This window comes from Mesorhizobium sp. YM1C-6-2 (genome assembly GCF_003666685.1).
In the GTDB taxonomy this organism is placed as follows: domain Bacteria; phylum Pseudomonadota; class Alphaproteobacteria; order Rhizobiales; family Rhizobiaceae; genus Mesorhizobium_K.
Window position 1 is genome coordinate 743717 of the sequence record NZ_RCIZ01000002.1, and the last position, 24447, is coordinate 768163.

Annotated in this window: 27 protein-coding genes; 10 read left to right on the top strand and 17 right to left on the bottom strand. The window is 65.0% G+C overall.

Going from position 1 to position 24447, the window contains the following annotated elements:
• The 4 genes from D8676_RS08315 to D8676_RS08330 all read left to right on the top strand — a co-directional run bounded on the left by D8676_RS08315 (window position 1) and on the right by D8676_RS08330 (window position 3608).
• Complete coding sequence (locus D8676_RS08315; RefSeq protein ID WP_121580362.1) at window positions 1-879, top strand: ABC transporter permease; 879 nt, start codon at window positions 1-3, stop codon at window positions 877-879.
• Window positions 876-2030, top strand: coding sequence for an ABC transporter permease (locus D8676_RS08320; RefSeq protein WP_121580363.1), 1155 nt, complete (start codon window positions 876-878; stop codon window positions 2028-2030). The genes D8676_RS08315 and D8676_RS08320 overlap by 4 nt, the downstream gene beginning before the upstream one ends.
• Before the next feature lie 23 nt (window positions 2031-2053).
• Complete coding sequence (locus tag D8676_RS08325; protein WP_121580364.1) at window positions 2054-3025, top strand: ABC transporter substrate-binding protein; 972 nt, start codon at window positions 2054-2056, stop codon at window positions 3023-3025.
• 142 nt (window positions 3026-3167) lie between these two features.
• The gene (locus D8676_RS08330) at window positions 3168-3608 is read left to right on the top strand and encodes a CHRD domain-containing protein (RefSeq protein WP_121580365.1); all 441 of its coding nucleotides are present in this window, start codon (window positions 3168-3170) and stop codon (window positions 3606-3608) included.
• Window positions 3609-3708: 100 nt separating this feature from the next.
• Here D8676_RS08330 and bigR read toward each other — a convergent pair whose 3' ends face one another.
• The 8 genes from bigR to D8676_RS08370 form a co-directional block, all read right to left on the bottom strand.
• On the bottom strand, window positions 3709-4002 hold the full coding sequence (gene bigR / locus D8676_RS08335; RefSeq protein ID WP_121580474.1) for a sulfite-sensing transcriptional repressor BigR: 294 nt from the start codon (window positions 4000-4002) through the stop codon (window positions 3709-3711).
• A 50-nt stretch (window positions 4003-4052) separates the two neighbouring features.
• On the bottom strand, window positions 4053-5348 hold the full coding sequence (blh, locus tag D8676_RS08340; RefSeq protein ID WP_121580475.1) for a bifunctional sulfur transferase/dioxygenase Blh: 1296 nt from the start codon (window positions 5346-5348) through the stop codon (window positions 4053-4055).
• Window positions 5349-5436: 88 nt separating this feature from the next.
• Window positions 5437-7086 (bottom strand): thiamine pyrophosphate-binding protein, encoded by a 1650-nt coding sequence (locus D8676_RS08345; RefSeq protein WP_121580476.1) that lies wholly within the window; start codon window positions 7084-7086, stop codon window positions 5437-5439.
• 11 nt (window positions 7087-7097) lie between these two features.
• Window positions 7098-8267, bottom strand: coding sequence for a CaiB/BaiF CoA-transferase family protein (locus D8676_RS08350; RefSeq protein ID WP_121580366.1), 1170 nt, complete (start codon window positions 8265-8267; stop codon window positions 7098-7100).
• Window positions 8268-8332: 65 nt separating this feature from the next.
• The gene (locus D8676_RS08355) at window positions 8333-8740 is read right to left on the bottom strand and encodes a DUF2442 domain-containing protein (RefSeq protein WP_121580367.1); all 408 of its coding nucleotides are present in this window, start codon (window positions 8738-8740) and stop codon (window positions 8333-8335) included.
• Window positions 8733-8972, bottom strand: a complete 240-nt coding sequence (locus D8676_RS08360) for a DUF4160 domain-containing protein (RefSeq protein ID WP_121580368.1) — start codon at window positions 8970-8972, stop codon at window positions 8733-8735. The genes D8676_RS08355 and D8676_RS08360 overlap by 8 nt, the downstream gene beginning before the upstream one ends.
• A gap of 8 nt (window positions 8973-8980) precedes the next feature.
• On the bottom strand, window positions 8981-9922 hold the full coding sequence (locus D8676_RS08365) for an alpha/beta hydrolase (RefSeq protein ID WP_121580369.1): 942 nt from the start codon (window positions 9920-9922) through the stop codon (window positions 8981-8983).
• A 10-nt stretch (window positions 9923-9932) separates the two neighbouring features.
• The gene (locus D8676_RS08370) at window positions 9933-10166 is read right to left on the bottom strand and encodes a LapA family protein (RefSeq protein WP_121580370.1); all 234 of its coding nucleotides are present in this window, start codon (window positions 10164-10166) and stop codon (window positions 9933-9935) included.
• A 204-nt stretch (window positions 10167-10370) separates the two neighbouring features.
• Here D8676_RS08370 and D8676_RS08375 point away from each other — a divergent pair, with 204 nt between their 5' ends.
• The gene (locus D8676_RS08375) at window positions 10371-11297 is read left to right on the top strand and encodes an ABC transporter ATP-binding protein (protein ID WP_121580371.1); all 927 of its coding nucleotides are present in this window, start codon (window positions 10371-10373) and stop codon (window positions 11295-11297) included.
• Window positions 11294-12055, top strand: coding sequence for an ABC transporter permease (locus D8676_RS08380; protein WP_121580372.1), 762 nt, complete (start codon window positions 11294-11296; stop codon window positions 12053-12055). Before D8676_RS08375 ends, D8676_RS08380 begins: the two co-directional genes overlap by 4 nt.
• Window positions 12056-12070: 15 nt before the next feature.
• Here the strand turns inward: D8676_RS08380 and D8676_RS08385 are convergent, their stop codons facing one another.
• Both D8676_RS08385 and D8676_RS08390 read right to left on the bottom strand, forming a co-directional pair.
• Window positions 12071-12961, bottom strand: a complete 891-nt coding sequence (locus D8676_RS08385; protein WP_245426668.1) for a DMT family transporter — start codon at window positions 12959-12961, stop codon at window positions 12071-12073.
• A 160-nt stretch (window positions 12962-13121) separates the two neighbouring features.
• Window positions 13122-13748 carry a glyoxalase superfamily protein gene (locus D8676_RS08390; RefSeq protein WP_245426669.1) on the bottom strand — a complete coding sequence of 209 codons (627 nt, stop codon included), beginning with the start codon at window positions 13746-13748 and terminating at the stop codon, window positions 13122-13124.
• 66 nt (window positions 13749-13814) lie between these two features.
• Here D8676_RS08390 and ettA point away from each other — a divergent pair, with 66 nt between their 5' ends.
• Window positions 13815-15464, top strand: coding sequence for an energy-dependent translational throttle protein EttA (gene ettA / locus D8676_RS08395; protein WP_121580373.1), 1650 nt, complete (start codon window positions 13815-13817; stop codon window positions 15462-15464).
• Between the two features lie 42 nt (window positions 15465-15506).
• On the opposite strand, the gene D8676_RS08400 is transcribed toward ettA, so the two are convergent.
• From D8676_RS08400 to tsaA, 4 genes are all read right to left on the bottom strand, one after another.
• Window positions 15507-15923: a hypothetical protein gene (locus D8676_RS08400; protein WP_121580374.1), complete on the bottom strand. Its 417-nt coding sequence runs from the start codon at window positions 15921-15923 to the stop codon at window positions 15507-15509.
• Between the two features lie 170 nt (window positions 15924-16093).
• Window positions 16094-16942, bottom strand: coding sequence for an SDR family oxidoreductase (locus D8676_RS08405; protein ID WP_121580375.1), 849 nt, complete (start codon window positions 16940-16942; stop codon window positions 16094-16096).
• A gap of 108 nt (window positions 16943-17050) precedes the next feature.
• The gene (locus tag D8676_RS08410) at window positions 17051-17365 is read right to left on the bottom strand and encodes a DUF2293 domain-containing protein (protein WP_121580376.1); all 315 of its coding nucleotides are present in this window, start codon (window positions 17363-17365) and stop codon (window positions 17051-17053) included.
• Window positions 17362-17871 carry a tRNA (N6-threonylcarbamoyladenosine(37)-N6)-methyltransferase TrmO gene (gene tsaA / locus D8676_RS08415; protein WP_121580377.1) on the bottom strand — a complete coding sequence of 170 codons (510 nt, stop codon included), beginning with the start codon at window positions 17869-17871 and terminating at the stop codon, window positions 17362-17364. Before tsaA ends, D8676_RS08410 begins: the two co-directional genes overlap by 4 nt.
• Window positions 17872-18004: 133 nt before the next feature.
• Between tsaA and D8676_RS08420 the strand changes: the two genes are divergently transcribed.
• Together D8676_RS08420 and metF are read left to right on the top strand one after the other, a co-directional pair.
• Window positions 18005-19006, top strand: a complete 1002-nt coding sequence (locus tag D8676_RS08420; RefSeq protein WP_121580378.1) for a metalloregulator ArsR/SmtB family transcription factor — start codon at window positions 18005-18007, stop codon at window positions 19004-19006.
• Entirely contained in the window at window positions 19006-19923 is a 918-nt protein-coding gene (metF, locus tag D8676_RS08425) for a methylenetetrahydrofolate reductase [NAD(P)H] (RefSeq protein ID WP_121580379.1), read from the top strand. The genes D8676_RS08420 and metF overlap by 1 nt, the downstream gene beginning before the upstream one ends.
• Before the next feature lie 417 nt (window positions 19924-20340).
• Here the strand turns inward: metF and D8676_RS08430 are convergent, their stop codons facing one another.
• A complete protein-coding gene (locus D8676_RS08430) occupies window positions 20341-21261 on the bottom strand; it encodes a DMT family transporter (RefSeq protein WP_245426670.1) in 921 nt (306 codons plus the stop codon).
• A gap of 184 nt (window positions 21262-21445) precedes the next feature.
• On the opposite strand from D8676_RS08430, the gene D8676_RS08435 reads away from it, so the two are divergent.
• On the top strand, window positions 21446-22666 hold the full coding sequence (locus tag D8676_RS08435) for an alanine racemase (protein WP_121580380.1): 1221 nt from the start codon (window positions 21446-21448) through the stop codon (window positions 22664-22666).
• A 77-nt stretch (window positions 22667-22743) separates the two neighbouring features.
• On the opposite strand, the gene D8676_RS08440 is transcribed toward D8676_RS08435, so the two are convergent.
• Both D8676_RS08440 and D8676_RS08445 read right to left on the bottom strand, forming a co-directional pair.
• Window positions 22744-23547, bottom strand: a complete 804-nt coding sequence (locus D8676_RS08440; RefSeq protein WP_245426683.1) for a glycoside hydrolase family 25 protein — start codon at window positions 23545-23547, stop codon at window positions 22744-22746.
• A 243-nt stretch (window positions 23548-23790) separates the two neighbouring features.
• The gene (locus tag D8676_RS08445) at window positions 23791-24447 is read right to left on the bottom strand and encodes a class I SAM-dependent methyltransferase (protein WP_121580382.1); all 657 of its coding nucleotides are present in this window, start codon (window positions 24445-24447) and stop codon (window positions 23791-23793) included.

The window sequence follows — 24447 nt, forward strand, 5'->3', positions numbered from 1 at the left end:
ATGGATCGCGCCCGCGACAAGATCGTCCCCGTCCTCACCATCCTCGCCGGGCTGGTGGTCGTCTGGTATGTCGCGGCGGTGCTCCTTAACGCACCGTTCCAGCGCGATCTCGACCGGCGCGCGGGCGAGACGCCTGATACGATCGAGTTCATCGCCAAGACCCTGTCGCAGCCAAAGCCCACCATGCCGGCGCCGCATCAGGTCGCGGAGAACTTCTTCGAGAACACGTTTCTCAGGAAGATCACCAGCAATCGCAGCCTCGTCTACCACGCCTGGGTGACGCTTTCCTCGACGCTGCTCGGCTTCGCCTTCGGTACGGCGCTCGGCATAGTGATCGCGGTCGGCATCGTGCATGTCCAGGCGCTCGACCGCAGCCTGATGCCCTGGATCATCGCCTCGCAGACGATCCCCATTCTTGCCATCGCGCCGATGGTGGTGGTGGTCTTCGCGGCGGTCGGCATAACGGGCATCGTGCCGAAATCGCTGATCTCCACCTATCTATCCTTCTTCCCGGTTGCCGTCGGCATGGTGAAGGGTCTGCGCTCGCCGGAATTCATGCATCTCGACCTGATGCACACCTACAACGCCAGCGCCTCCCAGCTCTTCTGGAAACTGCGGGTGCCTGCTTCCGTGCCTTTCCTCTTCGCCTCGATGAAGGTGGCGGTCGCAGCGAGCCTAGTCGGCGCGATCGTCGCCGAACTGCCGACCGGCGCGGTGGCAGGCATCGGATCGAAGCTGCTCGCCGCCTCCTATTACAGCCAGACCATCGACATGTGGTCGGCGCTGGTCGCCGGCTCGATCGTGGCGGCGCTGCTCGTCACGCTGGTTGGCCTCGCCGGCCGCCTCGTCGACCGCTCGATGGGGGCGCGTCCGGCATGAGGTGGTTCACGCTTTCCTGGCAGGCGGTCGCCGCGATCCTGCTCTGCATCCTGGCCGGCCTTCTCGGTCCGATGACGCAGCCCGAGATGAAGGCGCTCGCCAATCCGGCCGTGACCATCGCCTATCCGTTCCTCAACACCAAGGGCCTCATCTTCGACCTCATCCTGGGCGCTGCCGCTGTCTCGATGCTGCGCATCCCGCCGCTTGCCGCCGTGGCCGCGCTGGCCATAGGCGCGCATGTCGCGGCATGGCTCTTGCTGACTGGCATCGTCGGTTTCGAGGGATCGGCGCATGCGCCGTACTATCTGCTGCTCGCCGCCGCCTGGCTGCTCGCCTGGCGCTGCGTGACCATCCTGTCGGAGCTGAAGCCGGCGAACCGCGCCGCGAACGCGCTCCTGCGCCTCGTCATCCCGTTCATCTTCGGCGTCTGGATCCTGATCGTCTGGGAAGCCGTCGTGCGCGGCGCCGGCATCCCCTTCATCCTGCTGCCGCCGCCATCGGCCATCGGCGTGCGGATTGCGAACTCGCTCCCCATCCTTGCCGCCGATGTCAACCAGACGATCTTCAAGTCCGTCATAGCAGGCTATGTCATCGGCTGCGGCGCCGGCTTCCTGACGGCGATCCTCGCCGATCGCGTCGCCTTTCTCGGGCGCGGCCTGCTGCCGATCGGCAACATGGTGTCGGCGCTGCCGATCGTCGGCGTGGCGCCGATCATGGTGATGTGGTTCGGCTTCGGCTGGGAATCGAAGGCGGCGGTCGTCGCCATCATGACCTTCTTCCCGATGCTGGTGAACACGGTGACCGGGCTCGCCGCCTCCGGCCACATGGAGCGCGACCTGATGCGCACCTACGCTTCCGACTACACGCAGACGCTTCTGAAGCTCAGGCTGCCGGCTGCGGCGCCTTTCATCTTCAACGCGCTCAAGATCAATTCGACGCTGGCACTCATAGGGGCGATCGTCGCCGAGTTCTTCGGCACTCCGGTCGTGGGCATGGGTTTCCGAATCTCGACGGAGGTCGGCCGCATGAACATCGACATGGTGTGGGCCGAAATCGCTGTTGCGGCGCTCATCGGTTCGGTCTTCTATGGCCTGATCGCCCTCGCAGAAAGGGCGGCCACGTTTTGGCATCCGTCCGTCCGTGGTGGATAGGCGGTACTTCAGAGGGCAAGAGCATGAAAAAGCTTATGGTCTCCATGTTGGCAGGCGCTATGTCGCTCGCCGCATTCCAGGCACTGGCTGCGGACAAGGTGACGCTGCAGCTGAAATGGGTCACGCAGGCGCAGTTCGCCGGCTACTACGTTGCCAAGGACAAAGGGTTCTATGAAGAGGAAGGTCTCGACGTCGAGATAAAGCCGGGCGGTCCCGACATCGCGCCCGAGCAGGTGATCGCGGGCGGCGGCGCCGACGTGATCGTCACCTGGATGGCGGCGGGGCTGGCCGCGCGCGACAAGGGTGTCGGCCTCATCAACATCGCCCAGCCCTACAAGAAGGCAGGCATGGAGCTCGTCTGCCCGAAGGATGGCCCGGTGAAGAGCGAGGCCGACTTCAAGGGCAAGACGCTCGGCGTCTGGTTCTTCGGCAACGAATACCCGTTCTATGCCTGGATGAACAAGATCGGCCTGCCGACCGAAGGCGGCCCGGACGGCGTCACCGTACTGAAGCAGAGCTTCGACGTGCAGCCGCTGATCCAGAAGCAGGCCGATTGCATCTCGGTCATGACCTACAATGAGTACTGGCAGTTGATCGACGCCGGCTACAAGCCGGAAGACCTGATCGTCTTCAACTACACCGAGATGGGCAACGACCTGCTTGAGGACGGGCTTTACGTGCTCGAGGACAAGCTCAAGGACCCCGCCTTCGAGGAGAAGATGGTCAAGTTCGTGCGTGCCTCTATGAAGGGCTGGAAATACGCGTCGGAAAACCCCGATGAAGCGGGCGAGATCATCATCGAGAACGGCGGCCAGGACGAGAACCACCAGAAGCGCATGATGGGTGAGGTGGCCAAGCTGATCGACAATGCTGACGGCAAGCTGATTCCGGCCGCCTACGACCGGACCGCCAAGGCGCTGCTCGACCAGAAGATCATCTCGAAGCCAGCGGAAGGCGGCTACACGACAGTCATCACCGACAAGGCTGTTCCGTAAGGCCTGCCGCTCTGCGACTGCGAAAAGGGCGGGCGACCGCCCTTTTTTCATGGGCGGGGAAACTTCCGCGCTCCCGGTTCGTTTTCAGGGTGCCGCCGGCAACGCCGTGCGGCCCCCGCAACAAACTTCTGGGAGGAATGATATGCGCATCCACGTTCTATCGCGTGTCGCCACCGCCCTGACGATCGGCACGATGCTGGCAGTGGCTTCACCCGCCTTTGCCGAGATGGTGAAGATGTCGGCCACTATGGACGCTGCCCAGGAGGTGCCGCCCAATGACAGCGCCGGCAAGGGCACCGCCGACATTTCCTTCGACACCGAATCCAAGCAGCTCGACTGGACGATCGAATATTCCGGCCTGACCGGAGACGCCACCGGCGCGCATTTCCATGGCCCTGCGGACGCCGGTGCGAATGCCGACGTCGCCGTTCCGATAGAGGATCCGAAGAGCGGGGCGAAAGGCTCGGCGACGCTGACGGACGCCCAGGCGGCCGACCTGATGGCCGGCAAATACTACGTCAACGTCCACACCGCCGCGCATGCCGGCGGCGAGATACGGGGCCAGGTGGAAAAGGCGATGTAGCGCGAGAGCGGCTGGGAGCAGCAAAAAGTGGGCGGGCGACCGCCCCTTTCATGTCGTGAGACAGAGCGGTTCTCGCCGCCGCAGGCGGCCGGCTGGAAGATCAGGCTTCGGGCCCGTCGGCGCAGAATATGGCGTAAAGCGCCTCGACCAGCCGGGACGCCTTCTGCGCGGTCAGCCGATAGAATATCTGCTTGCCCTCGCGGCGGGTTTCCACGATTCCGGCTTCGCGCAGAACGTTGAGCTGTTGCGACAGGTTGGGCTGGCGGATGGCCAGCTTCTCTTCCAGCGCGCTGACGGAATACTCCGCTTCGGCGAGCGTGCAGACGAGCATCAGCCGGGACGGATGGGCGAGCGTCTTCAGCAGGGCCGCCGCTTCGGCGGCCCTGACCTCCATCGCCGCCGGTTGCGCCGTCGGCCGGCTCTTGTCCAGTGTCGAAACGGCGGTCACCAGGCTGCTCCAGTCAAGGCGTCCAGCGGGATCTTCAAATAGCGCCGGCTGTTCGCCTCCGGTTCCGGCAGGCGGCCGCCGCGGATGTTGACCTGCAGCGCCGCCAGGATCAGCTTCGGCATCGGCAGGCTGCGATCCCGGGCCGTGCGGAGTTCCACGAAGGACCGCTCGGACATCCCGGCCAGATGCGGGTTGGTCCGCTTCTGCTCGCCGACTGTGCTTTCCCAGCGTGCGGCGCGTCCTCCGGGCTGGTAGTCGTGACCGGTAAAGACACGCGTCTCGTCGGGAAGTCTTAGTATTTCAGTGATCGACTGCCACAGCCTGCGGGCGTCGCCGCCGGGGAAATCCGCGCGGGCAGTTCCGCTGTCGGGCATGAACATCGTGTCATGCACGAAGGCGGCGTCGCCGATCAGGTAGGTGACGGACGCAAGCGTGTGGCCGGGCGAGAACATGACCTTGCCGCTCACCGAACCGATCTTGAACTCGTCGCCTTCGGCAAACAGCCGATCCCACTGGGAGCCGTCGACGGGCAGTTCGGGCCAGTTGTAGATATCCTTCCAGAGGCGTTGCACGTCCGTGACGCGCTCGCCGATCGCCGTCGGCGCCCCTGTCTTCTGCTTGAGATACTGGGCGGCCGAGAAGTGGTCGGCATGGGGATGCGTGTCCAAGATCCATTCGACGGTCAATTCCTTGGCGGCGATGTAGTTCAGGATCGCATCGGCGCTCCTGGTCGCGGTCGAACCGGACTTTTCGTCGAAATCAAGCACGGGATCGATGATTGCGCATTTTCGGGTCCGCGGGTCGGAGACCACATACTGGACGCTGCCGGTGCGGGGCTCGTGGAAGCCTTTGACGTCGACCGGCCGCGCGGCGTTTCGCTGCAGCCACGAAGCGGCGCCGGACAGGTCGAAGCTGTGCCGTTTCCCGAAAGCGACGACGTCGTCGGCAGCCATGCGACCGTCGAGAACCTCGCCGAGCACATATAGCGCCATGGCGCGAGTGCCGCTCTTGCAGTGCGCGAACACCGGCCCGCCCGCATCGCCGAGCGCCACCTGGAAGGCGCGGATGTCGGCTTCGGTGATGGTGGCCATCGTGACCGGGATGAACGCGAACGACATACCGGCCTCGTCGGCTGCGGCGCGCTCGGCCTGACTGCCGGGCTGCGTCGTCTCCTCGCCATCCGGACGCAGGTCGATCAGGCGGCGGAAGCCCGCATCGCCCAGGGCGGCTATATCCTGCCCGTCCGGCTGGCCTCCGATGGACAGCATGTCATTGATCTGGACGACGGTCATCGATTGCTCCTTGTCATTATACATTTTCATATAATGTATAATGACGGTTTTGCAATCGGTCACGCCGTCTTTGCGGCGGCGCTAACCGTCAGCGGCTCTCCCGGATCTCCGTCAGCGTGCGTGTCGGGGTGATCGCCTCAGGGTCGAGCTTGACCTCGATGATCGACGGCTTGCCGCTTTTCCGCGCACGCTCGAATGCCGGCACGAACTCCTCGGTGGTCTCCACCGTCTCGCCATGCCCACCGAAAGCGCGGGCATAGGCGGCGAAGTCGGGGTTCTTCAGGTCGGTGCCCGAGACGCGGCCCGGATAGTCACGCTCCTGATGCATGCGGATCGTGCCGTAGATGCCGTTGTTCAGGATCACCACGATGATCGGCAGATCGTACTGGACCGCGGTCGCGAACTCCTGTCCGTGCATCAGGAAATCGCCGTCGCCGGCCCAGACGATCACCTCGCGTCCGGGGAAGAGGCGCTTGGCGGCGACGCCCGCCGGCAGGCCGTAGCCCATGGAGCCGGAAGTCGGCGCGCCCTGCGTGGCGAAGTTGCGGAAGCGGTGGAAGCGATGCATCCAGGTGGCGAAGTTGCCGGCGCCGTTGCAGATGATCGCGTCTTCCGGCAGCACGTCTTCGAGATGCTCCATGATCGGGCCCATACGCACCGCGCCGGGACCCGATGCGGGAGGTGTCGACCACTGGAGATAGGCGCCGTGCAGCGTCGCGGTGCGATCGGCCCAGGCCGGCGGCGCTTCCGGCCCGCGCCCGGCAAATGCCTTGGCGAAGGCATGCGGCGAGGCGTTGATGGCGAGCGCCGGGCGATAGACGCGGCCGAGTTCGCCGGCGTCGGGGTGGACATGCACCAGCGTCTGGTCGGGGTAGGGGCTCTTCAGCAGCGTGTAGTCCGAGGAGGGCATCTCGCCCATGCGTCCGCCGACCAATAGCACGAGGTCGGCTTCCTTGATTGCTGCCGCGAGCTTCGGGTTCGGTCCGATTCCCACGTCGCCGGCATAGCAGGGATGCAGATGGTCGAAGAGCATCTGGCGGCGGAACGAACAGCCGACCGGCAGCGCCCAGCTTTCGGCCGAGCGCTGGAACAGGCCGACCGCTTCCTCGCTCCAACGCGTGCCGCCGAGGATGACGAAGGGCCGCTCGGCCTTCTCCAGCAGTTCTTCCAACTGCTGCATCTCATGCTCGCCGGGCGAGGTCTCGACCGGCGTATGGGGCAGGGCGCGCGGAGTGTCGGCCTCGCTGGTCAGCATGTCCTCGGGCAGCGACACCACGACAGGGCCGGGGCGGCCGGACGTCGCCACCGCGAAGGCGCGCGTCAGAAGCTCCGGAATGCGGGCCGCGTCGTCGATCTCCACCACCCATTTGGCGATGTCGCCGTAGAAGCGCTTGTAATCGACCTCCTGGAAGGCCTCGCGCTCCTTGGCGTGGCCGGCAATCTGGCCGATGAACAGGATCATCGGGTTGGAATCCTGCCGGGCGATGTGGACGCCCGCCGAAGCGTTGGTGGCGCCCGGTCCCCGGGTGACGAAGCAGATGCCCGGCTTTCCGGTCAGCCTGCCTTCGCAGTCCGCCATCATCGCGGCGCCGCCTTCTTGCCGGCAGACGATCGTCTCGATGGAGGAATCGTGCAGCGCATCGAGCACGGCGAGATAGGATTCGCCCGGCACGCAGAAGATCCGATCGACGCCGTTGGCTTCGAGCGCTTCGACGATCAGTTGTCCGCCCGTCTTCATGCTGCGCGCCTTCATTTCTTCTCCAGTTCGGCGAGTATCTCTGCCGTATGCTCGCCCAGCCTAGGTGAGGGGCGGCCATAGGCGAGCGGTGTTTCGGAAAGCCGCATCGGCGAGCGCACCGAGGGCAGTTTGTTGCCTTGGCCGTCGTCGATGTCCATGCGCATGCCGCGCGCCTTCACCTGCGGATCGGAGAACATCTCGCCGATGGTGTTGATCGGACTTGCCGGCACGCCGGCAGCGTCGAGTTTCGCCAGCAGGGGCACCCGCTCGAAGCGCGTCAGCGCCTCGACCATCTTTTCGCGCAGGCGCTCGCGGTTGGCGACGCGCGCAGCATTGGTGGCGAAATCGGGATCCTGCGGCAGTCCGTCCAGGCCGACCGTCTTGCAGAACTTCTGGAACTGCCCGTCATTGCCGACCGCCAGGATGAAATGCCCGTCGGCCGCAGGCAACACTTCGTAGGGCGCGATGTTGGGATGCGCGTTGCCCATCTGCACCGGCGACTTGCCGGACACCAGGAAGTTGAGGTTCTGGTTGGCGAGCACCGAGATCTGCGCGTCGAACAACGCCATGTCGATGTGCTGGCCCTGGCCGGTCGCCTCGGCATGGCGAAGCGCCGCCTGGATGGCGATCACCGAATAAAGCCCGGTGAAGAGGTCGGTGACGGCCACGCCTACCTTCTGCGGCTCGCCGCCGGCCGGCCCGGTGATCGACATCAGGCCGGACATGCCCTGCACGATGAAGTCATAGCCGGCGCGCGGCGCGTACGGCCCGTCCTGGCCGAACCCGGTGATCGAGCAGTAGACGAGCTTCGGGTTGATCTTCTTCAAGCTCTCGTAGTCGAGACCGTATTTCTTCAGGCCGCCGAGCTTGAAGTTCTCGATCAGCACATCGGCCGTGGCTACGAGTTGCCGGACGGTCTCGGCGCCCTCGCTCGTCGAGAAGTCGATGGCGATCGAGCGCTTGCCCCGGTTGCAGGAATGATAATAGGCCGCCGACAGGTTCTCGCCGTCATGCGCGGTGACGAAGGGTGGCCCCCATTTGCGGGTATCGTCGCCGCCGTCGGGGTTCTCGACCTTGATCACGTCCGCGCCGAGGTCCGCCAGCATCTGCCCGGCCCAGGGGCCGGCAAGGATACGGGCAAGCTCGATGACGCGAATATTGTGGAGGGGAGGCTGGGGCATCGGTACCTGTCTCTATTCGAGCGTCCCGTCTAGCAACGGGCGCGGCCGATGTCATGTGCCACGGATTAGCGCAGGTTTGTTTTGCGTGGGCGTCCGCCTTTCGCGCCGTTGGCGCGCGCCGCCGCCGCCTTCGCCGGCGAGGTCGCTCGCCCAGCGTGGCGCGCCATGTATGAACGCGTGCCGAAAATGCCTGCGAGCAGGCCAGGGACGGTGAAATCGACGTCGAGCGTTTCCCAATGAAGGCCGTAACCCGCGCCCATCACCTCGACTTCAGCCAGTTCGTCGTCGGTCGCTTGCTCCAGACCTTGTGCGAGATGAGGCGGGAAGGCGAAGGTGCAGCCATTCGTGAGTTCGATCAGGATCCGGTGAAGCCGGCGGTCATAGTGTGCTTTCGCGGCGCGTGGTTCGCTTGATGCAGCCGCGCGACCGCGCGCAAGTGCTTCGTCAATTTCCTTGTCCGTCAATTCAGCCATGTACTTCGTTCCATCTGGCGAGCAGCGCCTCATGATTCCGTTCGACTAGGCGCATGCTTTTGCGGATGTCGGCATGCTTCATTCCCACGGCCCAGATCAACTCGGGCCGGTTGTTGGGACCGGAGAGATTTATCTTGGCTTCCCCGTCGCCGAACACATGTACATGCGCCGGTTGATGATCATCCGAGAAGATCACGATCCGGAAACCATCGGCACGCAAGACCGTGATCATCAAATAACCTATCGTGATAGGTTTTTCAAGATTCCACTCAGCCATTCGGCGAAATCAACCATGATCGCGTCCCGATTGAGCTCGTTCAGGCTTTCGTGGCGGGTGTCGGCGTAAATCGTTGAAACCAGATTCAAAAATTCCATCCGGCGCAGGCGTTCCGCGAGACGTTCGACCGCTCTGCCGCCATCGGTCGCGGGGTCCTTCGCGCCGCCGACGAGATGGATCGGCAGGCCGCGCGGCAGCGCCCTGAAGTTGCGGTCGTCGTCGCCGAAAAAGACGAATCCGAACAGGTCCTGCCACATGGAAACCGACGCGTCCCAGCCGCAGAGCGGATCGTCGATGTATTTCTTCACTTCCTCCGCGTCCCTCGACAGCCAGTCGAAAGGCGTGGCGTGGCCGGGCACTTGCCTGCCCCAGGCCTGGAAGGTGAGGCGCGGCAGCAGCCGTGAAGGCACGTCTGATCCCAGCCGGAATTTTTCCCAGGCGAGGATCGCCCGGGCGGCCAGGCCGGCGAGGCCCGCCGAGAAATTGGCGTTCCAGATCGCCGCGGCATGAATGCCTTCCGGGTGGCGCAGCAGGTAGTTCAGCGCGATCAGGCCGCCCATCGAATGGCCGAAGAGGATCACCGGCAGGCCGGGGTACTCGGCATTGATCAGGTCGTGGATCGCGGTTACGTCGGCGATCACCTTGTCCTGCCCGCCAGGCGTGCCGAACCGCCCCGGCGGCGCGTCCGGGGCAGTGGTGAAGCCGTGGCCGCGATGGTCGTGGGCGTAGCTGTGGAAGCCGCGTCCGGCGAGGAAATCCGCGAAGCGGCCGTAGCGCACAGCGTGTTCGGCAAGGCCGTGATTGATGTGCACGACGGCTCGGGCCTCGCCGTCCGCTCGCCGCGTATAGAGATTGAGCGTCGCACCGGTCGGCGAGGCGACCTGCCTTTGCGCATCGAATGGCATTCGCCGTCGGCTATTTCTGGACCGCGGCCGGAGGTTTCGATCCCTGCCATGCCCAGCGGATCAGTGACCATGCGCTGCCGCCGGTCGCCATGCCGAGCAGGTAGACGATGATGAAAAGAATGGCGAGCGGCATCGTGAAGCTGAAGCCGAGGAAGCCGACCGTGACGCTCTGCAGGTTCTGCACCGCGAAGATCAGGAATGCGATCGCCAGCACGGCAACCACTGTCATGTGAAACCAGCGCATCTCGGCCTCCCTTTGCGTCGCCGGCAGGATGCTCCGGCGCGGCTGAGAAGTACAGTGGGAGGCCTTGGACTTCGCTGGCTGCGGCCAGCCGCCTGTCAGGAGGACCGGCCCGCTGGCTTGCGAGGCATGCGGGATGACCTATATAGCCGTAATTCCTTTCAGGCGCCGGATTTGGGCGCGATCCCGACAGTTTCAGCCATTCCCATGCAGCCCGCGATTTCGATCTCGAACCTGTCCAAGACCTATGCCACCGGCTTCGAGGCGCTGAAGGGCGTCGACCTCGAGATCAGGCATGGCGAGATTTTTGCCCTGCTCGGCCCGAACGGCGCCGGCAAGACCACGCTGATCAACATCGTCTGCGGCATCGTGAAGCCCGGCGAGGGCACGGTTCTGGCTGATGGTCACGACATCGTCTCCGACTACCGCGCAGCGCGCTCGCTGATCGGGCTGGTGCCGCAGGAACTCACCACCGACGCTTTCGAGACGGTATGGGCGACCGTCAGCTTCAGTCGCGGCCTGTTCGGCAAGACGAAGAATCCGGCGCATATCGAGAAGGTGCTGAAGGACCTGTCCCTCTGGGACAAGAAGGACTCGAAGATCATGACGCTGTCCGGCGGCATGAAACGCCGCGTCATGATCGCCAAGGCGCTTTCCCACGAGCCCAGTATCCTGTTCCTCGACGAGCCGTCGGCCGGCGTCGATGTCGAGCTCCGCCGCGACATGTGGGAAGTCGTGCGGCGTCTCAGGGACTCCGGCGTCACCATCATCCTCACCACCCACTACATCGAGGAAGCCGAGGAGATGGCCGACCGCGTCGGCGTCATCAACAAGGGCAAGCTCGTGCTGGTCGAGGAAAAGACGGCGCTGATGAAGAAGCTCGGCAAGAAGGAACTGACCCTGCACTTGCAGCAGCCGCTCGATCGCGTGCCGGAGAGCCTCGCCGGATTCTCGCTGCAGCTTTCCGAGGACGGCAACGAGCTTGTCTATGTCTACGACACGCAGGGCGAGCGCACCGGCATCACTGGGCTCTTCAAGGCGCTCGAGGGCGAGAACATACGCTTCCGCGACCTCGCCACTACGCAAAGCTCGCTCGAGGAAATCTTCGTCAACCTGGTGGGCCGCAGACAATGAATTTCCATGCGGTGAAGGCGATCTACAGATTCGAGATGGCGCGCACGGGGCGCACGCTGTTGCAGAGCGTCGTCTCGCCGGTCGTCTCGACCTCGCTCTATTTCGTCGTGTTCGGCGCCGCGATCGGCTCGCGCATTACCGAGGTCGGCGGCGTCAGCTACGGCGCCTTCATCGTGCCGGGTCTCATCATGCTGTCGCTGCTCACGCAAAGCATCTCCAACGCGTCCTTCGGCATCTATTTCCCGAAATTCGTTGGCACCATCTACGAGGTGCTGTCGGCGCCGGTTTCCTTCATCGAGATCGTCATGGCCTATGTCGGTGCGGCCGCGACGAAATCGATCATGATCGGACTGATCATCCTGGCGACCGCCCATCTGTTCGTGCCCATCGAGATCCAGCACCCGTTCTTCATGCTGCTGTTCCTGGTGCTGACGGCGGTCACCTTCGCGCTGTTCGGCTTCATCATCGGCATATGGGCGGACAATTTCGAAAAACTGCAGCTCATCCCGCTCTTGATCGTCACGCCGCTGACATTCCTCGGCGGCAGCTTCTACTCGATCGACATGCTGCCGCCGGTCTGGCAGACGATCAGCCTGTTCAACCCGGTGCTCTATCTCGTCTCCGGCTTCCGCTGGAGCTTCTTCGGCCAGGCCGACGTCAGCGTGACGGTCAGCCTCGGCATGACGCTCGTCTTCCTCGCCGCCTGCCTGATCTTCATCTGGTGGATTTTCCGGACCGGCTGGCGCATCAAGACCTGACCGCTCCGAGCTGTCTTAGCGCCGCGGCAGCAGCCCCAGCACGCCGACGCAGCCCGCTATGATCATGCCGCCGCCGGCGAACTGTATCGCCGACAGCTGCTCGCCGAGCAGCAAGGCGCCGACGATCACGGCGACCGCGGTGACGACGAACTCGACGCTGATCGCCCGTGTCGCCCCGATCCTGGCGACGAGGCCGAAGAACAGGAAATAGGTGAGCGCGCTCATCACGCTGCCGCTGATGACGAGATAAAGATAGTCGATCGGCTCGGGGACGCCCGGAACGGGAACGAAGGCGATGAGCGGCAGGGTGAGCAGCCCGCCGAACATGAACGACCACAGGGTCACGTCCAGCGGGCTGACGCCCTTCAGCCGCCGGTGCGCGTAGTTGCTGCCATAGGCTGCCGAGAAACAGGCGACCAGGGCGGCGGCGCAACCGCCGATGAAGGACATGGTCATCGGTTCGGCGGGGAAGCCGACCAGCATGACGATCCCGACGACGCCGAGAAGCAGGCCCGCCAGCCGCTGCGGGGTGATGCTCTCCACGCCCCAGAGCTGGCCTATGAGCATCGAGAACATCGGGATGGTGGCGACGATGATGGCGGCCATGGCGGTGCCGATCAGCGGCATGGCGTAGGACAGCCCGACCAACTGGATCGCGACGGTCGTCGCGCCGACCACGGCGTAGGGCTGCCATCCGGCCTGGAAGTGCAGCGGTTTTCGAAGCAGCCGCGCCGCCAGGAGGAGCGTGAAGCCGGCGATGAAGGCACGGAAGGTGACGGCGCCGATCCAGCCGAAGGCGAGGACCGCCTGCAACTGCACGAGGAACGACAGCCCCCAGGCGAGCGCCAGGAACGCGTAAATGGCCGTGTCGCCCGTGCTGAGCGGGCGGGTCGAAATCGAGGACACTGGACGATGCTTGGTTGCTGTCGCGGGAGGTCCGGCAATAGGCCGGGGCATCGCCGGCGGCAAGCAACCAGCGCGGTGTAAGCGCTGGGCCTGCCGCCGAGGATCGGGCAGCCCGGTACTTGGGCAAGGTAACTGGCCGGACCGGACTGCCGATGCCTGCTCAGTGGCGGGCCACCTGCAGGTGAGGGTGCCCGTCGCTGGTCCTTGAGGCGGAAACGCCATCGGCATCGATCGTCGCCGTAACGCGGCTTCGGAATGCCGAAAAGCTGTCGAAGCTGACGACGTCTACCGGTGTGTCGAACTGCAACACGACCTCGTATGAGCCTCCGCCATAGACCTCGCGCACGCCCAGCACACGGCCGGCGAACGGCTGCTTGAGGTATCTGCCGGCGACGCGGTCGCCGACCTGGAGCGGAACTTCCGGCAGGTTGGACAATCGCGCCGACGCGGTGTTCCAGTCGCGATAGCCGAGTTCGGCGGCGACCTTTTCGAGCGCCGCGGAGTGGCTGATTGCGATGCCGCGGGCGGTATGCTCGGCCCGGATGGCATGGGCGCGCTGTTTGGCTTGTTCCCGCGTGGCGGGCAGGGTTGGGGTTTGCATGGCAAGCTTTCCGTCATCCATGCGGTCGATATCGCGGGTGCTCGCCTTGCCGCATGACCGCGATGATCGGGTCTTGCGAGAACTGTCCGGCTTGCCGGGAGGCTTCACCGTCGGATTTGTCCGGCGAGCGGCGGGCGCCTCAGGCCCGCCGTGCAGATAGGTCGAAGGCGGCACTGCGTCAACCATTGCTGTTCCGCCCGCCATCGCCTAAATAGCGCGCAACTCTCCATCCAGATCAGGGATACCGCGCGCGTGGCACGCCAGTTCATTTATCACATGGCCGGGCTCAACAAGGCCTACGGCACCAAGAAGGTCCTCGAGAACCTCAACCTGTCCTTCTATCCGGACGCCAAGATCGGCATCCTGGGTCCCAACGGCTCGGGCAAGTCGACCGTCCTGCGCATCATGGCCGGGCTCGACAAGGATTTCCAGGGCGAAGCCTGGCTCGCCGAGGGCGCCACCGTCGGCTACCTCGCGCAGGAGCCGCATCTCGATCCGGCGAAGACCGTGTTCGAGAACGTCATGGACGGCGTCAAGAAGAAGACGGCCATCGTTGAGCGCTACAACGAGCTGATGATGAATTATTCCGACGAGACCGCCGACGAGTCGGCGAAGCTCCAGGACGAGATGGATCGCCTCAACCTCTGGGATCTCGAGCAGCAGGTCGAGATGGCGATGGAGGCGCTGCAGTGCCCGCCCGGCGATTCCGAGGTCACCAACCTGTCGGGCGGCGAGCGCCGCCGCGTCGCGCTCTGCCGGCTGCTGCTCGAACAGCCCGACCTGTTGCTGCTCGACGAGCCGACCAACCATCTCGACGCCGAGACCACCCAGTGGCTCGAAAAGCACCTGCGTGACTATCCGGGCTCCGTGCTGATCATCACCCACGACCGCTACTTCCTCGACAACGTCACCGGCTGGATTCTCGAGCTCGACCGCGGTCGCGGCATCCCCTACGAGGGCAATTATACCAAGTACCTCGACGCCAAGGCCAAGCGGCTCATCCAGGAAGGCCGCGAGGACGACGCCCGCCAGAAATCGATCTGGCGCGAGCGCGAGTGGATCCAGTCCTCGCCAAAAGCTCGCCAGACCAAGTCCAAGGCCCGCATCAAGGCCTATGAGGAGCTGCTCGAGCAGGCCCAGAACCGCAAGCCGACCGACACGCAGATCGTCATCCCGTCCAGCGAGCGGCTGGGCAACCGGGTGATCGAACTCGAAGGCGTCAACAAGGGCTTTGGCGACGAGCTGCTGATCGAGAACCTGTCGTTTCGCCTGCCTCCGGGCGGCATCGTCGGCGTCATCGGCCCCAACGGCGCCGGCAAGACCACGCTCTTCAAGATGATCACGGGCCAGGAGAAGCCGGATGCCGGCACGATCCATGTCGGCGAGACGGTGAAGCTCGGCTATGTCGACCAAAGCCGCGACGCGCTCGACCCCAGCAAGACCGTCTGGGAGGAAATCTCCGGCGGCGCCGAGGTGATCAAGCTCGGCAAGCACGAGGTGAACTCGCGCGCCTACTGCTCGTCCTTCAACTTCCGCGGCGGCGACCAGCAGCAGAAGGTCGGCAACCTCTCGGGCGGCCAGCGCAACCGCGTGCACCTCGCCAAGATGCTGAAGAACGGCGGCAACGTGCTGCTGCTCGACGAACCGACCAACGACCTCGACACCGAGACTCTCGGTGCGCTCGAAGACGCGCTCGAAGCCTATGCCGGCTGCGCGGTCATCATCAGCCACGATCGCATGTTCCTCGACCGCATGGCGACCCACATGCTGGCCTTCGAGGGCGACGCGCATGTCGAATGGTTCGAGGGCAACTTCGAGGAATATGAGAAGGACAAGGCCCGCCGCCTCGGACCGGAGGCGCTCGTTCCTCACCGCATGACGCACAAGCGGCTGACGCGCTGAGCCATCAGGAAAAAGCCGGGCAATGCCCGGCTTTTTTGTAGGTCACTGAATCCGGCAGCAGAACGGGAAGAACGGCCCGCTCAGTCCCGGCGCGGCCGTCGGCGTGATGGTGAAGTCGCGCACGGCGTCGCTTTCGTCGGTGCAGCCGCCGGGCGTCGCAGCGATCGTGCCTTTCACCGGATGGCTGGTCTCGAAGGTCCAGGGATCGTTCGAGGAGAAGGTCACTGTGCCCGGCGTCTCCTGGATGTCCGAGCCGGAAAAGGCGTCGACGAATGTCGAACTCATCGTCCCGCCGCTGCAGGTGAGCCTGATCGCCCAGTTCGGCTCGAAGCCGGAGCAGATCATCGTCTGGCCGGAGGGGACAAGGCCGCCCTCGCAGGAATAGTCGGCAGCGAGCGCGGGCACCGACGCGGCGGCCAGCATGGCGGCAAGCACTGTCTGTCGAAGAGCGGCAGGCATGCGATCCTCCTTCACGAAGCTCCCGGCCCGGCGTCACGCTACGCTCGAAGCCAGCCGCGGTAAAGCCGCCGCGGCTGTTGCGGATTCGGTTGTTGATCCGGCTGTCGGGGAGGGCACGAAAAAGCCGCGCCAAAAGGTCGGCGCGGCTTCGGACACGAAGCTGTGGTCGGTCAGGCGGCCTCTGCCTTGCGGTTCTTCGCTGACCCTTGCGCGAGATCGGCGATGTGGTCCCACTTCTCCCATAGGGCGATGCGATTAGCATATTCCTGCTTGATCATCGGCAGGCCGACGTCGCCGAAGAAGACGCGCAGCGGCGGCTCGGCGGCGTCGACCAGCGCCAGCATCGCCGGCCCGGTCGCCTCGGGGTCGCCGGGCACCACATTCGCACGCCGTGCCTTCATCGTCTCGCGCGCCGGCTCGTAAGCCTCGATGGGATTTGCCCGCTTCGACGACGGCCCGCTCCAGTCGGTGGAGAAGCCGGCCGGCTCGACCAGCGTCACATGGACGCCGAACGCGGCGACTTCCGCCGCCAGCGACTGGCTGAAGCCTTCGAGGGCCCATTTCGAGGCGTGGTAGAGGCCGAGGTTCGGGAAGGCGTTGACGCCGCCGATGGAGGAAATCTGGATGATGTGGCCCGAGCCCTGCTTGCGCATGATCGGCAGCGCGGCCTGCGTCACCCACAGCGCGCCGAAGACGTTGGTCTCGATCTGCGCGCGGGCTTCCGCCTCGCTGATCTCCTCGATGGCGCCGAACAGGCCGTAGCCGGCATTGTTGATGACGACGTCGAGCCGGCCGAAGCGCCGGTGTGCTTCGGCGACCGCCGCCTCGACGGCGCGCTTGTCGTTGACGTCGAGTTTTATCGCTGCGATGGCGTCGCCATATTTGCCGACGAGGTCTTTCAGCGTGCTGACGTCGCGCGCCGTCGCCGCGACGCGGTCACCGCGCGCCAGCGCTGCTTCGACCCAGACCCGCCCAAAACCCTTGGACGAGCCGGTGATGAACCAAACCTTGGATGTCATGGTGTAAGCCTCCGTGGGTCCAGGCCGCACGGCCCGGACTTGGAATCGTGATCGCCTCGCGCCAGCCCATATCTAGGTGCGCATATTGCCGGCTGGAAGGAGCGCCGCTCAAAGATCGTCGTCGTCGGGATCGAGCAGCCTCGTGGCGCGCCATGAGGTCAGCACCTCGTTGGTGCGGTCGATGACGAAGAAGCGCGCGGCGTCGCGGTCGTAGCCTTCGGCGAGCAGTTGTTCGTAGTCGGTGTGCTGGTGACGCACATGCGCGACTGTCGCCAGCCACACCGCGATCGACGGCGGCAGTTCCTTCATGTGCCTCGAACCGGCCTCGGCGCGGATCGCCTCGATCTCGGAATAGGGCGCGGCCGGCAGCAGCAGGGTCAGCGCCTCGGCGATCGCCTTGCGGCGCTTCGTGGTGGCGATCAAGGCGCGTCCTTGTGGCGTGGCGGCGCTGCGTCCGGAAAGCTGTCGATCGACGCGAAATAGGGTTTTAGGTCGATCACCGGCGTCCCGTCGAGAACATCGATGGCGTCGAGCGTGAGCAGTCCGGCCTCGGCATCGAGCGCGACGAGGCGCGCGACATGCAGCCCGACCGGGTTCGGCCTGGCCGGCGAGCGCAGCGCGAACACGCCCTTCGGCGCCGATGCATGGCGGGGATGCTGGACGATCAGGTTGCGCGGCGCAAAACCCAGCCAGGACAGGATGACGACATGGCTGGTGCCGGCGAGGCCGGCGAGGCCCGGCCGGTACTGCGGCTCGATCTCCAGGCTCGCCTGCTCGCCTGAGGCGCGTGCGGCGGCCATGTTCTTCGGGCAGTCGGCCCTTGTCTTCCACGGCGAGCGGATGCTTCCGATGAAGACCAGATGGGCATCCGCCGCCATCGCTGCGGGATCGTCCGCCAGCGCGATTTCACCCTCGCGCGCTTCAAACATGGATTGCCTCCCTTCGAAACGTCCGCGCCATTTTCTTGTCCGCCTGCGACATTGACGGTTGCCAAGGGAGCGAATTGCACATAAAGATATCTTTATATCTGAATTACAGAGACCGCAACGTGACGGCAACGCGATGACAGCCACACTCGACGATCTGGTCGACACCCTCAAGGCGGCGGCCGAAACCAGTCGCCTGCGCATCCTGGCGCTGCTGTCGCGCGGCGACCTTACCGTCTCCGACCTCACCGAGATCCTCAACCAGTCGCAGCCGCGCGTCTCGCGCCATCTGAAGCTTCTGCTCGATGCCGGCCTGATCGGTCGCTACCAGGAGGGGTCCTGGGCCTATTTCCGCATCGCCGACGACGATACGGCGCGCGATTTCGTGCATGGCATCGTCGGCCGCCTCAATGCCGGCGATCCGCAGATCGAGCGCGATCTCGAGCGGCTGGCCGCCGTCAAGCACCGCCGGCAGGCGAGGGCGGCCGAATATTTTTCCGACAACGCCGCAAGCTGGGACGAGATCCGCTCGCTGCATGCCTCCGACCGCGCCGTCGAGGCGGCGCTGCTGAAGCTGGTCGGCAAGCGTCCCTTCCAGTCCATGCTCGACCTCGGCACCGGCACCGGCCGGCTGCTCGAAATCTTTGCGCCGCTCTATCGCCGCGGCGTCGGCATCGACATGTCGCGCGAGATGCTGGCCGTCGCCCGCGCCAATCTCGACAAGGCCGGCGTCGGCAATGCGCAGGTGCGCCAGGGCGACATCTATGCGCCGCCGGTAGAACGCGACAGCTTCGACCTCGTCACCATCCACCAGGTGCTGCATTATCTCGACGACCCGGCGCTGGCCGTCCGCGAGGCGGCGCGCCTGCTGCGCCCCGGCGGCCGGCTGATCGTCGTCGATTTCGCGCCGCATGCGCTGGAGTTCCTGCGCGACGAGCACGCGCATATCCGCCTCGGCGTTTCCGACAAGCAGATCGCGGACTGGTTTTCAGAAGCCGGTCTCGACCTCGAGGAAAGCCAGGAATTCGAGCCGCGTGGCGGCTCCGAGGCGCGGCTGACGGTGAAGCTCTGGCTCGGTCGCGACCGCCGCCGGCTGATTGCCGAACCGACCCGCGCCGGCGAAAGGGAGACAGCCTGATGAACGAACCGAATTTCTCCCGCCGCCCTGATATCGGCCAGAAGATTGCCGTCTCCTTCGAGTTCTTTCCGCCCAGGACCGACGACATGGAGACGCGGCTCTGGGACACGGTGCAGCGGCTGGAGCCGCTCGCTCCCCGCTTCGTGTCCGTCACCTACGGCGCCGGCGGCTCGACGCGCGAGCGCACCGCACGCACCGTCAACCGTATCCTGACCGGTTCGAAGCTGACGCCGGCGGCGCATCTCACCTGCGTCGACGCCACGCGCGGCGACATCGACACCGTGATCGCCGAGTTCGCCGGCATGGGCGTGAAGCGCTTCGTCGCCTTGCGCGGCGACCCCGCCGCCGGCGTCGGCGCCCGCTACCAGCCGCATCCCGGCGGCTATGCCAACGGGGCCGAACTCGTCTCCGCGCTGAAGGCGCAGGGCGATTTCGACATATCCGTGTCCGCCTATCCGGAAAAGCATCCGGAGAGCCCGGACTTCGCCACCGACATCGAGATGCTGAAGCGCAAGGTCGACAATGGCGCGACGCGCGCCATCACCCAGTTCTTCTTCGACAACGACCTCTACGAGCGCTACGTCGAGCGCGCCCGCCGCGCCGGCATCTACATCCCCATCGTGCCCGGCGTGCTGCCGATCCACAATTTCACCCAGGTCGCCAATTTCTCGGGACGTTGCGGCGCGCATATCCCGGCCTGGCTCGGCGAGCGCTTTGACGGGCTTCAAGCCGATCCGCAGACCCATGCGCTGGTGGCCGCCGCGGTCGCGGCCGAGCAGGTCATGGACCTCGTGGAACGGGGCGTTTCGGACTTCCATTTCTACACGATGAACCGCGCCGACCTGGTCGTCGCCGTCTGCCACATGATCGGGATCAGGGCGCATTCGGCCGGGGTTCCGGCCTCTGCCGCCGCCTGAGGTAAAGGCAAGCGCGGGCGAAATGCGAAAAGGCCGGGCATCTGCCCGGCCTTTTCAAATCTTCACCGCCTTTTCAGGCCGTTGTCATGTCCCTTCGCTTCCGCTTACGGAAGAACTCCCATTATGAGGGCGCCGATAAAAGCAAACGCAGCACAAATCATGAGTGCATTGATTGGCCGTGTAAGACCCATACGTAGCCTCCTCACTTGAGAAACTATGGCGAGAGTCTAGGTGACTTGAGGCAACAGGCAAGCGGAAATTTTGCTGCAATGCGACGTGATTATGGAAAAAGCGACCTGCCGATCCGCTTAAGTCTACGGAATTTATAGGCAATCCGGATTTTAGGTGTTGTGGAAAAAATATGGCGGGTCTGTGACAGCAATGGGCGTCGCAGCCCTGTTGCCGCAGGGTCATGCCCTAGCGTCGCCCGAGAATCCGTCCGTCGATGGTGATCAGGCCGAGTCCGATCAAAATCATTCCCGCGACTTCGAAAAGCTCAAGCCTTTCACCAAGGAAGACGAAGCCGAGCAGGATGGCGCCGACCGGCACGACCAGCGTCACCAGCGATGCGTTGGTGGCGCCGGCCGAGCCGATGAGGCCGAAAAAGAGGATGTAGGCGAAGGCGGTGGACACCAGCGCCAGGGCGAATATGGCGGCCCAGATCGGCGGGCTCGCCGCGAACAGCCCGGCCGGGCCGTTCCACAGCAGCACGACCGGAACCATGATGATCGTGGAGGCGGTGAGCTGGCCGGTGGTCACCACCACCGGCGACACGGTCCGGAAGCGCCGCGCGAAGATCAGCGCCACAGCGTAGGAGAGCGACGCGCCGACGATGGCGAACTTCGCCCAGACCGGGCCGCCGAGGCTGGCGACGATGCCGGGCCCCACCATCACGGCGACGCCGGCAATGCCGAGCAGCACGCCGGCGACCTTGTTCAGCGACAGCTTCTCGTCGGCGGTGACGGCGTTGGCGAGCAGGATCGTCCAGAAGGGCGTCGTCGAGTTGAGGACGGCGGCCAGTCCGGCGCCCATCTCCGTCTGGCCGGCGAAGATCAGCGAGAAGGGCACCACGTTGTTGACCAGCGCTAGCAGGAAAAGGCTGCCCGCCAGCGGCAGCGCCAGCCGGAAGGACGGTCCGGCGACCAGGAGATAGAGGTGCAGCGCCGCTGCCGCGATCGAGACCCGGAACAGAACCAGCGTCAGCGGGTGCATCTCGGCGACCGCGATGCGGGCAAAGAAGAACGAGCCGCCCCAGATCGCGCCGAGCAGCAGGACCCGCGCCCAGTCGAAGGCAGACATCCGCCGCTGCGTCGCCGGCGCTACAGTGACCTCGGCCATGCCTCTTCCTCCGTGCCGGGCCTAGCTAGTCTCGGACATCGTCCGCCCGCCACCCGCTTCCTGCTCTGCCGCAACCGTTTTCCGCCGGTGGCCGCATCGGACGCGCCGCTGCCGTCCGTCATGGAACGGATTTCTTTGTGCCCTAGCTTGTTCTAGATTCCGACCGCCAGCCGAGGAGAGGCCATTGCAGCGATTCGAGAATGCCCGCGCGGCGGCCCGCGCGCTTCGTCCCGATGAGCCGGTCTATTGCTTCCGTCCGGAGGTGCTCAAGGCCGACGCCCGGCAATTCATGGAGATGTTCCCCGGCAAGACGGCCTACGCGGTCAAGACCAATGGCGAACAGATCGTCCTGAAGGCGCTCGCCGAAGCCGGCGTATCGGCGTTCGACGTCGCTTCGCCCGGCGAGTTCGCGGCGGTGCGTGCCGTCGCGCCCGATGCCGAGATGCTCTACATGCACCCGGTCAAGGCGCAGTCCGACATAAGGCTGGCGCTGGAGGAATATGGCATCCGAGTCATCGCGGTCGATCACGAGGACGAGATCACCAAGGTGACGCGGGTGGTGCGGGCGCTCGACCTCGACCCCGGCTCGCTGACCGTCTTCGTGCGCATCCAGACCAAGGGACACGCGGCCTACGAACTGTCGAAGAAATTCGGCGCCGGGCCGGCCAACGCCGTCGAACTCGCCGAGCGGCTGAACCGCACCGGCTTCCGGGTCGGGCTCTGCTTCCATGTCGGCAGCCAGATCGAGGACCCCGACACCTACGAGCGGGCGCTGGCGTCCGCCGACTGGGTGCGCAACCGGCTTTCGTTCGACCTCGCGGGGCTCGACGTGGGCGGCGGCTTCCCCGCCGAATACGGCAACGATCCGAGCCGCAAGCAGGTCGAGATGCCGTCGCTCGGCCAGCTGATGTCCAGGCTTGCCGGCGACATCAAGGAATATGGCTTCGACGGCATTCCGCTGGTCGCCGAACCCGGACGCGTCATCGTCGCGCGCTGCCTGTCGCTCATCGTGCGTGTGCTGCTGCGCAAGGGCAGGCGGCTCTACATCAATGACGGCATCTGGGCGTCGCTGTCCGATTCATGGACCGGCAAGATCACGCTGCCGGCGCGCTTCATCCCCGATCCCGCGATCCGCTCGCGCAACGGCAGCGAGAAGAACATCGTACCTTTCAAGGTGTGCGGCGCCACCTGCGATTCGGTCGACATCCTGTCGCGGCCGTTCTGGCTGCCGGAGACGGTCGATACCGGCGACTGGATCGAGATCGGCCACATCGGCGCCTATTCGCTGTCGCTCAGGACCCGCTTCAACGGCTTCTATCCCGACACCTTCGTCGAGGTCACCACGCCCTTCGACGAAGGCGACGCGCCGCAAGGTCTGGCGAGCCTGGAGACGATGGCGGACTAGGGGAGATAAGGGAGTAGGTTAGTAGGGAATAGGAAGTGAGTTCCCCTACTAACCTACTCCCTTATCCCCCTACTCCCCTAAGTCGCATTCTGCTTCAGCCACTTCTTCCACGCCGCCATGTTGCCGTTGAAGACATTGATGTCGGCGTTGCCGCGAATGCCGGGAACGACGCCCGTGCCGGTGTACTGCCAGAAGGTGAAGGGGTGGTCGGCGTATTTCTGGGTCGGGTGGCCGGCGACCGAGCGCAGCCAGTACGGGTAGCCGCGGAAGCTCGACAGGCCGTTGTCGTCGAAGAAGTCGACCGACGTGTAGATGATCGGCCGCTTGCCGTAATGCCTTTCGACGATCGAGAGGAAGGTCTTCATCTCGCTGCGCACGGTGGCCGGGTCGGGCCGCTTCTTGCAGGTCGGCGAGTCCGGGTTCCACTCCATGTCCAGCACCGGCGGCATGGCCGCGCGATCGTTCGGCACGTTCCTTATGTACCAGGCCGCCTGCTCGGCGGCGGGGCGGCAGAAATAGAAGAAGTGATAGGCGGCGCGCGGCACGCCGGCCGCCTTGGTATTTTGCCAGTGCTCGTCGAAATAGCTGTCGATGCGGTCGCCGCCTTCGGTCGCCTTGATGAAGGCGAAGGAGACGCCGCTCGCGCGCGCTTTGTGCCAGTCGATGGAGGTCTGGTATTTCGACACGTCGGTGCCGTGGACGGCGTAGGTCCAGGGCGCGCCGCTGTCCCATTCGTGCGGGTCGGTATCCTCGAAGCGCGGATGCGTCACCGCGACCGAGGGCGAGCCGGAACTGGCCGACAGCGAGGCCGGAGACAGGCCGTCGGCGACCGAGCAGGCGGAAACCGCGAAAAGCGCTGCTGCGGCGGCAAGGTTGCGCAAGGCGCGCGCGGCCGCCGGCTGCCCGGCAGCCGAAATCCCCACGCTGTTGAACCGCCTCTCCCGCATCCGTCCCCGAACCCTTGCGGCCATGCCGCACTGCCTGTCACCCTGCCGTAAGAGCGCATCGTTGGGCCATCATGGTTGATTTTCGGTTGATGGCGCGACCGCAGGCTGCGAATCCTCGTCGGGCAAAACACGGCAAATCGATGGCGGAAGAATGGCAGCCGGTGCAGCGTCGGGCAATCAGGGCTTCGTCAGCACCGAGTACACGGCATAGCCGCGATAAAGCGAAACGAAGGTGAGGCTTTTGCCGACGCGGCGCGATTCCGATTCGAGGATGTCGCGCAGCGAATCCCGCGGGCTGACGTGGAATTTCGCCAGCCAGCCGCGCAGCGCCGTCTTCGACCAGCGGGGCAGGCGCTCCTGCCGGCCGAAATCGACCACATGCAGCGAGCCGCCGTCGTTCACTGCGGCAAGCGCCGCCGCCACCGTGCGCCGCCACTCCGGGATCATCGACAGTGAATAGGAGACGAAGACGCGGTCGAAACCCGGCCGGCCGAACAGCGCCTGCGGATCGAAGTCGGCTGCGTCCCCGCAGGCAAGCGTCACGCGTCCCGACAGGCCGCGCCGGCCGATGGTCATCGACGCCGTCTCCAGTATCTCGGCCGATATGTCGAGGCCGCAGAACTCGGCCTGCGGAAAGGCGCGCGCCGCCTTCACCAGGTTGCGGCCGGTGCCGCAGCCGATCTCCAGCACGGTGCCGCCGGCCGGCACGTCCAGCGCTTCAATCAGCCGGTCGCGGCCAAGCAGGTAATATTTGCGGGTGAGATCGTAGACATGACGCTGATACCGGTAGACGCCGTCCATCAGTTCAGCATGCGTGTGAGCGGCCGCGCTCAT